This is a genomic window from Collimonas arenae (genome assembly GCF_000786695.1).
Classification (GTDB): Bacteria; Pseudomonadota; Gammaproteobacteria; order Burkholderiales; family Burkholderiaceae_D; genus Collimonas; species Collimonas arenae_A.
Map to the genome: position 1 here is coordinate 4747754 of NZ_CP009962.1, position 14143 is coordinate 4761896.

Sequence of the window (14143 nt, forward strand, 5' to 3'; positions counted from 1 at the left end):
GTAAAATGCGGGCATCGCGGGTGTAGTTCAATGGTAGAACGAAAGCTTCCCAAGCTTTAGACGAGGGTTCGATCCCCTCTACCCGCTCCAGGCCAGCGTTGGCACCCGTTATCCGAGGGTGCCATTTGTATTTTTGAGGCTTGCATTTGTCTGGCGTTACAATGGCGTTGCCTGCTTGGGCACACCAGCGCTTGCTTCGCTTCACCCTAACCGTCTATTGAGCATGTCAGAAAACAAATCCGGCAAACCCCTTTTTTACGATCCGACCGAACACCGGATCCGCAGCTTTGTCACGCGCGCCGGGCGCTTGTCGACGGCGCAGGCGCGTGCTATCGAGGAACTGGGGCCGCGTTTTCTGGTCCCATATGATAAGGCTGTGGTCGATCTTGACCAGGTTTTTGAGCGCAGTGCGCCGACTATCCTGGAAATCGGTTTCGGCATGGGCGAGACGTCGGCCAAGATTGCTGCGGGCATGCCTGAGAAGAATTTCGTCGGTGTTGAGGTGCATACGCCGGGCGTCGGCAGCTTGCTGAAGCTGATCGGCGAGCAGCAACTGAGCAATATGCGCCTGATCCAGCATGATGCGGTGGAAGTGCTGACCAACATGATCGCGCCGGGGGCGCTGGCTGGCGCGCATGTGTTCTTTCCGGATCCTTGGCACAAGGCGCGGCATAACAAACGCCGCTTGCTGCAGGGGCCGCTGGTCAGCTTGCTGGCTTCGCGGATTGCGCCGGGCGGTTATCTGCATTGCGCCACCGACTGGCAAGAGTACGCTGAACAGATGCTGGAAGTGCTGAGCGCTGAACCGCAATTGAAGAATACCGCGGCTACTTATGCGGAACGGCCGGATTATCGGCCGGTGACCAAGTTCGAAAACCGCGGTTTGCGTCTCGGACATGGCGTCTGGGATCTGGTATTTACACGCGTTTGAGTTTCGCGCGTTTGCGTTTTATTGCCATAGGAAGTCTGCAGCATGTTGATCATCCGACCTTTCCCCCGCACCGATAACCGGCTTACCCGGTTTGCCGCCTCGGCGGCGCTGCTTGCCCTGTGTCATTTTTCAGTTGCGCAGGCGGGGGAGCAAGCAACTCCGCTGCCGCCTGGAACAATCACGGTTGAGGATACCCATTATCCCAAGGCGCCGCTTCCTTACGGCAAGTCCTCAGCCGAAGACATGGTCAATACCGCCAAACGCAATGTCGGCCAGATCGACCGCGAATTGCGCAAGGATACGCCTCCCAGCGAGCCCACTGCTGCTGCGACGGCGTTGAACAAGCAGCAGATACTGGAAAAAGGCCTGGCGCCCGAGGTTGCGCCGAAAGAGCCTGCCAGGCCGGGCGAAACCACCATGGAAGACATTACGCGGCCGGATGGCCTGCGGGTGACCAAGGTGACCGGGCCGAACGGCACCTATTGCGTGACGCAGATTTCGGTCGGCAACACCAAGGGCGAAGACATCATCCAGCGCGGCGCTATTTCGCGCACGACCAGTTGCGGATCGGGGTTTTGATTTGATTGCGCCTGGATAATCATTTATTCAGAAAGCGCAGCAAAACGGCTATAGATAGCCATCATTCGGTACAATCTGTGGATGTTGTCCGAATTCGACCTTATTTCCCGCTACTTTACGCGTCCCGCACGCAGCAATATCGCGCATATTGCTCTCGGCGTCGGCGACGACTGCGCATTGTTGACGCCTACGGCCGGCATGCAGCTGGCCATTTCCACCGATATGCTGGTGGAAGGGCGGCATTTTTTTCCGGATACCGATGCGTTTGCGCTGGGCCACAAATGCCTGGCGGTCAATCTCTCCGATTTGGCAGCGATGGGCGCGCGTCCGCTGGCGTTTACGCTGGCGCTGGCGTTGCCTGCAGCACGTGAGGAATGGCTGGCGCCGTTTTCCAGCGGTTTGCTGGCGCTGGCCGACGCCCATCACTGCGAGCTGATCGGCGGCGACACCACCAAGGGGCCGTTGAATATCTGCATTACCGTTTTCGGTGAAACCGCGCCGGGCCAGGCTTTGCGCCGCGATGCAGCGCAGGCGGGAGATGACATCTGGGTCTCGGGTACGCTGGGCGATGCGCGGCTGGCGCTGGCGGTCTATCGCAACGAACTTGCCGGGCAGTTGAATGCCGATCTGCAGCTCGGCAGCGAGAATTTCTTGCTGGCGGCTGCGCGCATGCATCAGCCAACGCCGCGGGTTGCACTGGGTCTGACTTTGCGCGGGATTGCGCGTGCCGCCATCGACATTTCCGATGGCCTGGTTGGTGATCTCGGCCACATCCTGGCGCGCTCTGGCGTCGGCGCTACGCTGGCGGTGGACAGCCTGCCGGCCGGCACGATATTGAGCCAGCAAAACCTAGACATCCGACGCCATTTCACGCTGGCCGGCGGCGACGACTACGAACTCTGTTTTACCGCTGCAGCGAGCCAGCGCGACGCCGTACTGGCCGCAGCTCAGACGAGCGCCACTGCAGTGACGCGTATCGGCTGCATCGACGCCGCTCAGGGCCTGCGCTTGCTCGACGCACACAACGCGCCATTGAATCTACAACTCAGCTCTTTCGATCACTTTCACACTTCATGACTACACCGGACAGCAACTCTTCTCAGCAACCCATCCGGCCTGGTCCGCGCTTCATGCTGTCGCATCCTGCCCATTTCATTGCACAAGGTTTCGGTAGCGGGTTGTCGCCCATCATGCCAGGCACCTTCGGCACCTTGTTTGGCTGGTTGTCATATGTGGTGATGACCACCCGCTGGCCGGAAATTTTCACGCCGCTGAACTGGCTGGTGATCATCGCTGCGGGTTTCGTGGTCGGCGTCTGGACTTGCCAGACCACCGGTCGTCATCTGCATGCCCCCGATCACGGCAGCATGGTGTGGGACGAGATCATCGCGTTCTGGCTGGTGCTGGTGGTGGTCACCCCTGCCAGCTTGCAGGCGCAGTTCGCCGCCTTCGTCGTGTTCCGGTTTTTCGACATGGTCAAGCCGCCGCCGATCAACTATTTCGACCGCCGTTTCAAGGGTGGCTTCGGCGTCATGTGGGATGACATTGTGGCAGCGTTTTATACCTTGCTGGCGATCGCTATGTGGCGCTTGGTCTAAGGACGCGATTGCATCCGTCCGCAACAAGTGGCAGTATGTACTGACCCATCGGCAGAACAGAAAACAGGAGTTGCGACATGAACACCGCGCTTGAAGACAACACCGAACAAATTACTGATCTGGCAGCACAAGTCGGCCGCGCGTTACAAGCCAAGGGCTGGTTTCTCTCCACTGCCGAGTCCTGCACCGGCGGCGGCGTATCGCAGGCGATTACAGAAATCGCCGGCTCTTCGGAATGGTTTGATTGCGGCTTCGTGACTTACTCGAACGCCTCCAAGACAGAATTGCTGGATATCCCGGAAGCCGAAATTGCGCAACATGGTACGGTCAGCGAAGAAATCGCCGCCGCCATGGCGGAAGGCGCGCTGGCCAACAGCAATGCCGATGTCACCGTCTCTACTACCGGCATTGCCGGCCCCGGCGGCGCGGTGCCGGGCAAGCCGGTTGGCACTGTCTGCTTCGGCTGGTCAGTGGGTCATCACACCCATACCGAGCGGCTGGTGTTTGCCGGCGATCGCCGTGCGGTGCGTGAACAGACTGTCATCCACGCACTGCAAGGCTTGTTGAAATTCCTGAAGTAACTTGATCCGGTAACCGGTCAGCCGCGGAAGCGATTGATTGCGTCGCGGGTTTCTTCTGCGACACGTTTGGCTGCCTGTGCGAAGTTTTCGCCGGCATCGTGATCAGGCTTGGCGTACAGGATGGCGCGCGACGAGTTGATCATCATACCCATGCCATTTGCGGTCTTGCCTGCATTCACGGTCGCCTCGATATCCCCACCCTGAGCGCCGACACCCGGCACCAGCAGCGGCATATCGCCGATGATACTGCGCACTTGCGCCAGTTCCTGCGGGAAAGTCGCTCCCACCACCAGGCCGCACTGGCCATTGGTATTCCATTTTTCAGCGACCAGCCGGGCGACGTGCTGATAGAGCGGCACGCCGTCCACCGTCAGGAATTGCAAATCGGAACCGCCGGCGTTGGAGGTGCGGCACAGCACGATGGCGCCGCGGTCTTTCCATTCCAGATAAGGCGCCACCGAATCGAAGCCCATGTAAGGGCTGACGGTGACCGCGTCGGCGCCGTAGCGCTCGAATGCTTCACGCGCGTATTGCTCGGCGGTAGCGCCGATGTCGCCGCGCTTGGCGTCCATCACGATCGGGATACTCGGATGGTTTTCGCGCAGATAGGCACAGATCGCTTCTAGCTGGTCTTCCGCGCGCATGGCCGAAAAATAGGCGATTTGCGGTTTGAAGGCGCAGGCGGTAGCTGCGGTGGCGTCTATGATTTCCTTACAGAAAGTGTAGATGGCGTCCGGCTGCTGCTGCAGATGTGCTGGAAATTTGGCAATATCGGGATCCAGGCCGACGCACAGCAAGGAATTGTTGGTGCGCCAGGCGGCGGATAATTTTTCGATAAAAGTCACGATCAAGCCTCAATAATGCGAACCCCACATTGTAAATCCAAAATACCCGGGATTAACTGGCAGACAAGCCGATAAGCTTTGGATTTACATTCTTTCTCCGTGATTTAACACTTGAGCAGCCTGCGATAGTTTGCTAACGTGCCTTATTATTGTTTCTTTTATCAGGGATATTCCATGAAAACTTTCTTTAAATGGCTGGCAATTGCCGTCATCGCCTCCCTTCTCAGCGCTTGCGGCTATAACGATTTCCAGGCCAAGGATGAGGCCGTGAAGGCCGCCTGGGGCGAAGTCGTCAACCAATACCAAGGCCGCGCCGACCTGGTGCCGAAGATCGCCCAGATCGTGAAAGCCTACGCCGTCCATGAAGAAAGCACCTTTGAAGCGGTCACCAAGGCGCGCTCCGCCGCCACCAGTTTTCAGATCACGCCGGAAGTGCTGAACGATCCGGCTGCGTTCGAGAAATTCCAGCAGGTGCAGGGCCAGTTGTCGTCGGCCTTGTCGCGCCTGATGGCGGTATCGGAGAATTATCCGCAACTGAAGGCGGATGGCCTGTACCGCGATGCGCAATCGCAACTGGAAGGAATCGAAAACCGTATCAAGGTGGCGCGTAACCGCTACATCGTTGCGGTGCAGGACTACAACGTGCTGACGCGCAGCTTTCCAACCAACCTGACCGCCATGGCGATGAGCTACAAGGTCAAGCCATCGTTCACGGTGGACAACGAAAAGGCGATCTCGACCTCGCCCGACGTTGATTTCGGCGGCAAAAAATAATGTCGCGTAGCGCATGCCGCGCACCGGTGCTGGCCTTGTGGCTGGCGCTGCTGAGCCTGCTGTCCATCCTCGCCCTGCCTGCCGCTGCCCAAACCATGGCGGCGCAGGTTGCGGTGCCGCCGCTGCAATCGCATGTCACCGACCTGGTGGGCATGCTGCAGCCAGACCAGCGTACAGCCCTCGACAATACCCTGAGCGAGTATGAAACACGCACCGGCAGCCAGATCGCCATCCTGTTGCTCAGCAAGACCGAGCCGGAGGGCATCGAGGATTATGCAGTGCGTGTCGCCGATGCCTGGAAGCTTGGCCGCAAGGGTATCGACGATGGCGTTATCCTGCTGGTGGCCAAGGACAATCCGAAGGCCTTGCGGCGCATGATGATCCTCACCGGGCGCGGTGTTCAGGGCACCTTGACCGATGCCCAGTCCAAGCGGGTTTTGCAAGACATCATCGCACCGTATTTCTCCAAGGGCGATTTTTACGGCGGCCTGACAGCTGGCATCTCGGCCATCATGCCGCTGCTCGACCAGGAGAATTTTGCGCCGCCCAGCCGTAAAGCTGCACAGGCGCAAGAGCCCTCCTCCGACCTGCTCGGCGCTCTGGCGCCGCTGCTGTTCTTCGGTTTCATCATCCTGATCACCATCATCTCCCGCGCACGCGGCGGCGGCGCCGGTTCCGGCCGTTCGCTCAACAGCAATGTCTGGGGTAACGCCGCCGGCGTCATCATCGGCAGCATCCTGAGCCAGGGCGGACGCGGCGGTGGCGGTTTTGGGGGTGGCGGAGGAAGTTTCGGTGGCGGTGGTGGTTTTTCCGGCGGCGGCGGTGGATTTGACGGCGGCGGCGCCTCGGGGGATTGGTGATGGGGACTTTACAACGACTCTGGCGTCATCTGACGACCACACAACGCAGCGCGCGGCGCGCTTTTCCGGCCGCAACGCTCAAAGCCATCCAGCACAAGATCGCAGAAGGCGAAGTGACGCACCGAGCAGAAGTGAAAATGATTGTGGAAGGATCGCTAAGCCTGCCTGCAGTGCTCAATGGCGTCACTTCGCGCAACCGCGCCCATGAACTGTTTGCCCACTACCGTATCTGGGACACCGAAGAAAACGTCGGCGTCTTGCTCTATGTGAACCTGGCTGACCATAAAGTCGAAATCATCGTCGACCGCGCCGTTGGCCGCGCCGTCAAGACCGCGGAATGGCAGGCAGTTTGCAAGACCATGACCAAAGAGTTCGCCAACGGCGCCTTCCATGACAGCACGCTGGCAGCGTTGGAACAGATGAACGGCTATCTCACGCAGCACTTCCCGGACCAGGGCCGGAAAAAGAACGAGGTGTCGGACAAGCCGCTAGTCTTGTAACTTCATTGTAATTTCAACAAAACAATGCGACTCTGACCCCAATTGTTTTATTGGGGGTCAGAGTCGCTTTGATTCCATCATGTTCAGCCGTTTTCGTACACCCATTGCAACAGGACGTCTTGTGCCGCTTGTCCCCTGCCGGCATTGGGATGATTGATCAGGCAGACTACCGCATAGTATTTTCCCGAAGCAGCCAGCACATAACCGGCGATCGCGCGGACGTCGTTCAGGGTACCGGTCTTGACGTGGGCCTGGCCGGCCACGCTTTGGTCTTTCAGGCGTTTGCGCATGGTGCCGTCGTAGCCGACGAGCGGCATCGAAGAGACGAACTCCGGCATGACCGGCGACTGAAAAGCGGCGGCCATCATGCGGCCCATGGTCTGCGCTGAAATCTTTTCGTTGCGCGACAATCCCGAGCCGTTTTCGATCACCAGGCCGCTGGCGTCTATGCCCTTGTTTGCTAGCCAGGTCTGGATGGCGCGGGCGCCGCGCTCCGGTGTCGCCGGCAGTTTCAGGATGTCTGCGGCAATCGTCAGCAGCACCTGGCGCGCCATGACGTTGTTGCTGTATTTGTTGATATCGCGGATCACTTCCGGCAAGGTGACCGAACTCCATTCAGTGATCAGACGTGCGCCGGGCGGCGTGCTGCCATTTTTGACGCTGCCGCTGAACGTGCCGCCGAGATCGGTCCACATCTGCCGGAACACGGCGCCAAAGTACTGGGTGGAGTTCATCTTGTAGGGATTCACGTACCAGGTCTTTTCGCCGCAGGAGGCAGGCAGCACGCCGTTGAAACTGGCGCCATCGGCATCGACCGAGGCTTGCAGCTTGCCTTGCCAGTCGTCGCAACTACCCTGCCCCAGGCGCGGCGGCTTGACCGGATAACCGCTCATCGGCGGATCGAGGACGACACTGACCTGCCTCTTGTCGGGATCCGGGACAAACTGGAAAGTCAGCGCCTTGTAGTTCAGCAGCAAGGCGTCGGGGCCGACGTTATACGGTTTCATCGGGTCGCCGTCGAATTCGGAAGGGTCGTAGGCGGTTTCATCGAAGCTGCTGCGATCCAGCACGATATTGCCGCGGATATCGCGGATACCTTTGGCGCGAATCTGACGCAGGAACAGCCAGAAATTTTCCTGCACCAGCTTGGGGTCGCCATTACCCTTGAAAATCAAATCGCCCTGCAAGACATTGCCGACCTGGCTGCCGTCGGCATAGGCCTGGGTTTTCCAGCGATAGGCCGGGCCCAGCAACTCCAGCGCGGCGTCGGTGGTGACCAGCTTCATGGTCGACGCCGGATTGAACGGCACGGCGGCGTTCGACGACGCCAGCACTTTGCCGGTGCCATCGACTTCCTGCACATACACGCCGACGCCCTGGGCCGGGATGCCTGCAATCTGCAGGGCTTTGCTAAATGGTGCGGGAACGGAAGAGGAGGATTCTTGCGCCTGAACGCTGACCAACAGGAAGGAAGATGAAACCAACAGACTTATCGCGAAGATTTTTTTCAAGTGAGCACCGGTGAAAAAGAAAGATTGCGAGGGATTATCCCACGCGATCAGCCGATGCTTTCACTTGTTGCTAGCGCTAGCTTTGAAATAACACGGATCACCTAACCGTACGGCAGAAAAAAACCAGGCCGCGACAGGACGTCGCTAACGTCCCGCTGTCCCGCTATCTGCGACAGCACTGCCACGTTAAAGCAGAGCTGGAATGGCCTCTAAAATGATCAAGGCCAGCAAGGCACCGCATACCACGCCAATGCCGCGCAAGGTGCGGCGAGCCCACTTTGATGCAACCGGCACTTCACCACACAAGATCAGCCCGGCAACCGCCATTGGCACGAAGAACAGCAGGTTGTCCATAATCAGTTTGACCATGATCGTCTCCTTGGCTTAGTTGTAATTTCAGTATAGGTTTGGCATGCCTGAAAGCAAGGCGAAATAATGGAATGACAACACTATAAATCAATAGAAACCCGGGAAAAAACGAGAACAACAAACCCTCTGCTGTCCTGCACAATTGTCCCGCACAATTTTCTTGACCACCATCAACTGCGCGGCTACTATCCACCAGTCTAAATTTTATGGAGCCCCTTTAATGGGCACTTGTTCGAGTGACAGTTGTTGCCAGACCCGTTCTGGCATCGCCTCGGCAAGATAACGCAGGATTCCCCTGCCGTCATCTCGCCAGCGGCGGATGATGGTTTCCCCCAATGCCGGGCGCATTTTCCGGCATTTCGTGTTCCACCACCTGATCTTGTTATGCAAAGTTGCGCAGCCGAATTACATCGGCCGCATGCTTGGCTAATCCCGTTCCGCCGTCGCGGGCCGGGTAATCGAATAGCGTGTCTGTACCCGGGCTCTTGATATTGTCATCAAGATGTCACCGATCGAATTTACAGTCTGTGCCGCACTGAGTGCTTTTTTGACCTTTTGCGACGATGTTGTCATCCATATGGATTGCAAATCGTTAACATAAAGTTAAAACGCGCCCAGGTAGCCACACCCTGATCGACGACAGCCGACCGTACTGCATGAAAAAGAAGAATTCCATGAATCTGAATATTCTCAAAGACACATTCGTTAGCTTTGTCCGCACGCATGGCATGGACCGCCATTTCCGCCGGCTTGCTCCCGACATGTTCCGCAGCACGCCGCTTACCAAGGAAGTGCCGCCTTCGCTGGCGGAAACCTTGTCGACGGCTGCCAGCATCGACATCAGCGAGCTGTACCAAAAACTGCATAGCCGGGCCGATGGCCTGACCGAAGCCGAAGCGGATGAAATCCGCATCAAAGCCGGCCCGAACGAAGTCGAACACGAAAAGCCGATTTCGAAATGGGTCCATCTGTGGCAATGCTACAAAAACCCGTTCAATTTGCTGCTGACAGTACTGGCTACCGTATCCTTCCTCACCGAAGACATGAAAGCCACCATCGTCATCGGTTCGATGGTGGTGCTGTCGACCCTGATGCGCTTCATCCAGGAATCCCGCTCCAACACCGCTGCCGACAAGCTCAAGGCCATGGTCAGCAACACCGCGACCGTGCTGCGCCATGACCTGGCGCAGGACATTGCCGAAGAAGCCTTGCGTTATTTCGACGTCACCCTGCATCCAAAGGGCGCGCGCCGCATCGAACTGCCGATCAAGAAACTGGTGCCGGGCGATATCGTCCAGCTGTCCGCCGGCGACATGATTCCGGCCGACCTGCGCTTGCTGACCGCCAAGGACCTGTTTATCAGCCAGGCGGCGATGACCGGCGAATCGCTGCCGGTAGAGAAATTCGTCGTCCATCGCGGTCTCGATACAAGCAATCCGCTGGAACTGGACAACCTGTGCTTCATGGGCACCAACGTGGTCAGCGGATCAGCCACCGCGATCGTGGTCACCACCGGCAACCGTACCTACTTCGGCGCGCTGGCCGAACGCGTTACTGCCTCTGACCGCACTCCTACCGCATTCCAGTCGGGCGTCAACAAGGTCAGTTGGCTGCTGATCCGCTTCATGATGGTGATGACGCCGGTGGTGTTCCTGCTGAACGGCTACACCAAGGGCGATTGGGTCGAAGCCTTCCTGTTTGCGATGTCGATCGCGGTCGGCCTGACGCCGGAAATGCTGCCGATGATTGTTACCTCGACCCTGGCCAAGGGTGCTGTCGCCCTGTCGCGCAAGAAGGTGATCGTCAAGCGCCTGGACGCGATCCAGAACTTCGGCGCCATGGACGTGCTGTGTACCGACAAAACCGGCACCCTGACCCAGGACAAGATTTTCCTGGAGCGCCATACCGACATCCTGGGCGAACAAGACGACCTGGTGCTGGAATATGCCTATCTGAACAGCCACTACCAGACCGGTCTGAAGAACTTGCTGGACGTCGCCGTGCTGGAGCATGCCGAGCTGCAGCGTGAAATGGCGTTGGCTTCCGCCTACCGCAAGGTCGATGAAATTCCGTTCGACTTCCAGCGCCGCCGTATGTCGGTGGTGGTCAGCGAACGCGACGACCATCATGAATTGATTTGCAAAGGCGCAGTCGAGGAAATCGTCTCGGTATGTACCCACGCACGCCACAATGGCGAGGTAGTGCCGTTCACCAAGGAATTGCTGCAGGAAATCTACGAAACGACTTCCAGCCTGAACGCCGAAGGTTTGCGCGTGGTCGCAGTGGCCGCCAAGGATTTGCCGCCAACCAAGGAAGTATACGGCGTGGCCGATGAAAGCGACTTGGTCCTGATCGGTTACATCGCCTTCCTGGATCCGCCGAAGGAATCCACCAAACCTGCGCTGGATGCACTGAAGGAACACGGCATCACCGTCAAGATCCTGACCGGCGACAACGAACTGGTCACCGCCAAGATCTGCCGCCAGGTCGGCTTGCAGGTGGACGGCATGGTGCTCGGCAACGATGTCGAAAAAATGAGCGATGCCGAACTGTCAGTCGCGGTGGATACCACCACAGTCTTCGCCAAGCTGAGCCCGACCCACAAGGAACGCATCGTGCGCGTCCTGCATGACAAGGGCCATGTAGTCGGCTTCATGGGCGACGGCATCAACGATGCGCCAGCCTTGCGCGCTGCCGACATCGGTATTTCGGTCGACACCGCAGTCGATATCGCGAAGGAAGCCGCCGATATCATCCTGCTGGAAAAGAGCCTGATGGTGCTGGAAGAAGGCGTGCTGGAAGGCCGCAAGACCTTTGCCAACATGCTGAAATACATCAAGATGACCGCCAGCTCGAACTTCGGCAACGTGTTCTCTGTATTGGTGGCAAGCGCCTTCCTGCCTTTCCTGCCGATGCTGCCTTTGCATCTGCTGGTGCAGAATCTGCTGTACGACATTTCGCAGATCACCATTCCTTTCGATAACGTCGACAAGGAATTCCTGGAAAAACCGCAGCGCTGGAATGCCGGCGAAATCGGCCGCTTCATGGTGTTCTTCGGTCCGATCAGCTCGATTTTCGACATCACTACCTTTGCCCTGATGTGGTACATCTTCGGCGCCAACACGCCGGAACACCAAACCCTGTTCCAGTCCGGCTGGTTTATCGAAGGCTTGCTGTCGCAGACGCTGATCGTGCACATGATCCGCACCCGCAAGATTCCGTTCTTCCAGAGCCGTGCTTCGTGGGCCTTGATGAGCATGACCATCATCATCATGATCATTGGCATCCTGCTGCCCATGTCGCCGCTGGCGCACTACTTCAAGCTGCAGGCCTTGCCGTTGACGTATTTCCCGTGGCTGGTCCTGATCCTGATGGCCTACGCCGTACTGACGCAGGCCATGAAGGGTTGGTATGCACGGCGCTTTGGCTGGCAATAAGATCTCCGCGTAATTCAACGGCGGAAAATAAAAAACCGCCTGGCCAGATCACTGGCCAGGCGGTTTTTTTTATGCGTACCGGAAAACTACCTGCTTACCCTACCAGGCCAGCCGCGATATTGATCGACAAACCCAGAATCGCCGAATTGAACAAGAACGTCAGCACCGACTGGAACAGCACGATCTTGCGCATGGAACGGGTCATCACGCTGACATCAGAGGTTTGCACCGCGACCGCCATGGTGAACGAGAAATACAGGAAATCCCAGTAGTTCGGATTCTTTTCATCGTCAGGAAAGCGCAGCGGCAACTTGTCCTCATCGGCAGCGTAAAACAGACGCGCGTAATGCAAGGTAAAGATGGTGCCGACCAGGAACCAGGAGCCCAGCACCGTCATCCCCGTAAACAGATAGCGGATCTCTTTCGGGCCTGGCAGGAAATCCTTGGCCTGGGTCAGGCCGAACACCACGGCGGCGATGCTGGACACCGCAGCGATGCAAATCATGACCAGAATCATCGTGTCATTTTCGTCTTCGATCGCGGCCTTTTTCCTGACCAACTCACAACTGGCGCGGGCCATCATCCACCACAAGATGACCAGATAGGTCCAGACACCGGCATTCCAGGCGATCAGGGCACGCGTGATTGCGGAGCTCTGCGGCACCACGGCCCAGACGATAAGCCCGAGGATGATGGCGATGACCAGCCGCGGATGGGTGCGAAAAATCAGATTGGGGAGCTGCATGGCAATGGTTTCCTGTGCGCGGACTTGTAGATAGCGCACTTTACCAGAGCTGTGGCAGCACGGATGCGATGATATCCACACCACATCCGTGCATGCCGGCCGAAGGGACTTAGTACGGTTTATTCGGCAAGAACTTGCCATCCAGCGTAATCACCGCACGCGCGCCGCCGTCCGGATCTTCGACCCGTTTCAGATCGAGCTTGAAGTTGATGGCGCTGATGATGCCGTCGCCGAGTTCTTCGTGCACCAGCATTTTCAGGGTTGTGCCGTAAATTTGCAGCATCTCGTAGAAACGGTAGATGGTTGGATCGGTAGGAATGCCGCCGGGGATGCTGCCGCGCAGAGGAATCATTTGCAGCTCCAGCGCAGATTCCGCCGGCAAACCCAGCTGCCGGCACACGACTTCAGCGGCGGCCTTGGGCAAGGCGTGCTGGCCCAGTAACGCTGCGGTGACATAGGCCACGCTCAAGCTGGTCCCTTCAGCCAGTTGTTTCCATGACAGGTCCTTCAATGCCTTGGCGGCGATGACACGGGTAGTCAGAGCGATACGGTTATCTTGATAGACGTTAGCTTGTTGCATGATGTTTCCTTTTCAGTGATAGAACAACTTAAAAACGACAGATGACTATGGGTCGGGTTATGCAGCCAGAGCGCTACGCTTGGCCTGCGTGGCGACGGTTTCTGGAAATTCGGCGAGCGAAACGAACGTATTGCTGACGCCATCCAGCGCCACGATGGCGCCGCTTTCGATGTCGTACACCCAGCCGTGCAGGCTCAGGCGGCCTTGCTCCAGCGCCAGCGCCACCGACGGATGAGTCTTAATGTTGGCCAACTGGGCGATGACGTTTTCACGCACCATGGAACTGAGCCGTGCGGCGGGCGATATATGGTTACGGGAAGCATTCACCGCCTTGGCCGCATCGGCGTGGCGCAACCAGCCGGCAACTGCAGGCAAGTGATCCAGGCACTTGCAGGTGGAAATCGCGGTCATGGCGCCGCAATCGGAATGGCCGCAGACAACGATATCGGTCACGCCCAGCACCGCGACGGCATATTCGACTGTAGCGGTGACGCCGCCCGGTTCCGAACTGTACGAGGGCACGATATTGCCGGCGTTGCGTATCACGAAAATATCGCCCGGATCTTGCTGGGTCAGCAATTCCGGCACCACGCGGCTGTCGGAACAGGTAATGAACAGCGCGCTCGGATTCTGGGTAGTGGCCAGTTGCTTGAACAGACCCGACAAGCCTGGAAAAGCATCCTGCTGGAATTTCAGGACTCCTTCGACGATAGACTTCATGGCGTTTCTCCTTGGGTGATGAAGTGATGCAGTGACGTCATCATGCAACCCTCCAACTATTACGTCCAAGACGGATATACAATCAAATCCATAACCATTACCTATAGTTATCA

At 57.9% G+C, this 14143-nt stretch carries 15 protein-coding genes and 1 tRNA gene; 10 read left to right on the forward strand and 6 right to left on the reverse strand.

Features of this window, described 5'->3' with window-relative positions; all coding sequences use genetic code 11:
- Positions 1 to 16 precede the first annotated feature (16 nt).
- The 6 genes from LT85_RS20940 to LT85_RS20965 all read left to right on the forward strand — a co-directional run bounded on the left by LT85_RS20940 (position 17) and on the right by LT85_RS20965 (position 3689).
- Positions 17 to 90, forward strand: a tRNA-Gly gene (locus tag LT85_RS20940).
- A 133-nt stretch (positions 91 to 223) separates the two neighbouring features.
- Entirely contained in the window at positions 224 to 931 is a 708-nt protein-coding gene (trmB, locus tag LT85_RS20945; RefSeq protein ID WP_038492837.1) for a tRNA (guanosine(46)-N7)-methyltransferase TrmB, read from the forward strand.
- Between the two features lie 42 nt (positions 932 to 973).
- On the forward strand, positions 974 to 1510 hold the full coding sequence (locus LT85_RS20950) for a hypothetical protein (RefSeq protein WP_038492840.1): 537 nt from the start codon (positions 974 to 976) through the stop codon (positions 1508 to 1510).
- Between the two features lie 81 nt (positions 1511 to 1591).
- Positions 1592 to 2587: a thiamine-phosphate kinase gene (gene thiL / locus LT85_RS20955; RefSeq protein ID WP_038492843.1), complete on the forward strand. Its 996-nt coding sequence runs from the start codon at positions 1592 to 1594 to the stop codon at positions 2585 to 2587.
- Entirely contained in the window at positions 2584 to 3108 is a 525-nt protein-coding gene (locus LT85_RS20960) for a phosphatidylglycerophosphatase A family protein (protein ID WP_038492846.1), read from the forward strand. The genes thiL and LT85_RS20960 overlap by 4 nt, the downstream gene beginning before the upstream one ends.
- Before the next feature lie 77 nt (positions 3109 to 3185).
- Positions 3186 to 3689, forward strand: a complete 504-nt coding sequence (locus tag LT85_RS20965) for a CinA family protein (RefSeq protein WP_052135372.1) — start codon at positions 3186 to 3188, stop codon at positions 3687 to 3689.
- 17 nt (positions 3690 to 3706) lie between these two features.
- On the opposite strand, the gene pyrF is transcribed toward LT85_RS20965, so the two are convergent.
- Positions 3707 to 4534 (reverse strand): orotidine-5'-phosphate decarboxylase, encoded by an 828-nt coding sequence (gene pyrF, locus LT85_RS20970; protein ID WP_038497057.1) that lies wholly within the window; start codon positions 4532 to 4534, stop codon positions 3707 to 3709.
- Positions 4535 to 4708: 174 nt separating this feature from the next.
- Here pyrF and LT85_RS20975 point away from each other — a divergent pair, with 174 nt between their 5' ends.
- The 3 genes from LT85_RS20975 to LT85_RS20985 are packed head-to-tail and all read left to right on the forward strand — an operon-like array spanning position 4709 to position 6668.
- The gene (locus tag LT85_RS20975; protein WP_038492848.1) at positions 4709 to 5308 is read left to right on the forward strand and encodes a LemA family protein; all 600 of its coding nucleotides are present in this window, start codon (positions 4709 to 4711) and stop codon (positions 5306 to 5308) included.
- Positions 5308 to 6168, forward strand: coding sequence for a TPM domain-containing protein (locus LT85_RS20980; RefSeq protein WP_052135373.1), 861 nt, complete (start codon positions 5308 to 5310; stop codon positions 6166 to 6168). Before LT85_RS20975 ends, LT85_RS20980 begins: the two co-directional genes overlap by 1 nt.
- Positions 6168 to 6668 carry a TPM domain-containing protein gene (locus LT85_RS20985; RefSeq protein WP_038492851.1) on the forward strand — a complete coding sequence of 167 codons (501 nt, stop codon included), beginning with the start codon at positions 6168 to 6170 and terminating at the stop codon, positions 6666 to 6668. The genes LT85_RS20980 and LT85_RS20985 overlap by 1 nt, the downstream gene beginning before the upstream one ends.
- 83 nt (positions 6669 to 6751) lie before the next feature.
- On the opposite strand, the gene dacB is transcribed toward LT85_RS20985, so the two are convergent.
- Entirely contained in the window at positions 6752 to 8179 is a 1428-nt protein-coding gene (dacB, locus tag LT85_RS20990) for a D-alanyl-D-alanine carboxypeptidase/D-alanyl-D-alanine endopeptidase (RefSeq protein ID WP_038492854.1), read from the reverse strand.
- 186 nt (positions 8180 to 8365) lie between these two features.
- Complete coding sequence (locus LT85_RS20995; RefSeq protein ID WP_038492857.1) at positions 8366 to 8548, reverse strand: hypothetical protein; 183 nt, start codon at positions 8546 to 8548, stop codon at positions 8366 to 8368.
- Positions 8549 to 9222: 674 nt separating this feature from the next.
- Between LT85_RS20995 and mgtA the strand changes: the two genes are divergently transcribed.
- Complete coding sequence (gene mgtA / locus LT85_RS21000; protein WP_038497063.1) at positions 9223 to 11985, forward strand: magnesium-translocating P-type ATPase; 2763 nt, start codon at positions 9223 to 9225, stop codon at positions 11983 to 11985.
- Between the two features lie 94 nt (positions 11986 to 12079).
- Here mgtA and LT85_RS21005 read toward each other — a convergent pair whose 3' ends face one another.
- The 3 genes from LT85_RS21005 to LT85_RS21015 form a co-directional block, all read right to left on the reverse strand.
- A complete protein-coding gene (locus tag LT85_RS21005; RefSeq protein ID WP_038492860.1) occupies positions 12080 to 12730 on the reverse strand; it encodes a DUF1345 domain-containing protein in 651 nt (216 codons plus the stop codon).
- Positions 12731 to 12839: 109 nt separating this feature from the next.
- A complete protein-coding gene (gene cynS, locus LT85_RS21010) occupies positions 12840 to 13310 on the reverse strand; it encodes a cyanase (protein WP_038492862.1) in 471 nt (156 codons plus the stop codon).
- 57 nt (positions 13311 to 13367) lie between these two features.
- Positions 13368 to 14030 carry a carbonic anhydrase gene (locus tag LT85_RS21015; RefSeq protein ID WP_038492865.1) on the reverse strand — a complete coding sequence of 221 codons (663 nt, stop codon included), beginning with the start codon at positions 14028 to 14030 and terminating at the stop codon, positions 13368 to 13370.
- Between the last annotated feature and the right edge of the window lie 113 nt (positions 14031 to 14143).

Excerpts from the sequence above, each read along its gene's own strand:
- mgtA (WP_038497063.1), top strand. The coding sequence starts at position 9,223 with ATGAATCTGAATATTCTCAAAGACACATTCGTTAGCTTTGTCCGCACG.
- thiL (WP_038492843.1), top strand. The coding sequence starts at position 1,592 with ATGTTGTCCGAATTCGACCTTATTTCCCGCTACTTTACGCGTCCCGCA.
- trmB (WP_038492837.1), top strand. The coding sequence starts at position 224 with ATGTCAGAAAACAAATCCGGCAAACCCCTTTTTTACGATCCGACCGAA.
- LT85_RS20960 (WP_038492846.1), top strand. The coding sequence starts at position 2,584 with ATGACTACACCGGACAGCAACTCTTCTCAGCAACCCATCCGGCCTGGT.
- LT85_RS21005 (WP_038492860.1), bottom strand. The coding sequence starts at position 12,730 with ATGCAGCTCCCCAATCTGATTTTTCGCACCCATCCGCGGCTGGTCATC.
- LT85_RS20965 (WP_052135372.1), top strand. The coding sequence starts at position 3,186 with ATGAACACCGCGCTTGAAGACAACACCGAACAAATTACTGATCTGGCA.
- LT85_RS20980 (WP_052135373.1), top strand. The coding sequence starts at position 5,308 with ATGTCGCGTAGCGCATGCCGCGCACCGGTGCTGGCCTTGTGGCTGGCG.
- LT85_RS20995 (WP_038492857.1), bottom strand. The coding sequence starts at position 8,548 with ATGGTCAAACTGATTATGGACAACCTGCTGTTCTTCGTGCCAATGGCG.
- LT85_RS20950 (WP_038492840.1), top strand. The coding sequence starts at position 974 with ATGTTGATCATCCGACCTTTCCCCCGCACCGATAACCGGCTTACCCGG.
- LT85_RS20975 (WP_038492848.1), top strand. The coding sequence starts at position 4,709 with ATGAAAACTTTCTTTAAATGGCTGGCAATTGCCGTCATCGCCTCCCTT.
- LT85_RS20985 (WP_038492851.1), top strand. The coding sequence starts at position 6,168 with ATGGGGACTTTACAACGACTCTGGCGTCATCTGACGACCACACAACGC.
- cynS (WP_038492862.1), bottom strand. The coding sequence starts at position 13,310 with ATGCAACAAGCTAACGTCTATCAAGATAACCGTATCGCTCTGACTACC.
- LT85_RS21015 (WP_038492865.1), bottom strand. The coding sequence starts at position 14,030 with ATGAAGTCTATCGTCGAAGGAGTCCTGAAATTCCAGCAGGATGCTTTT.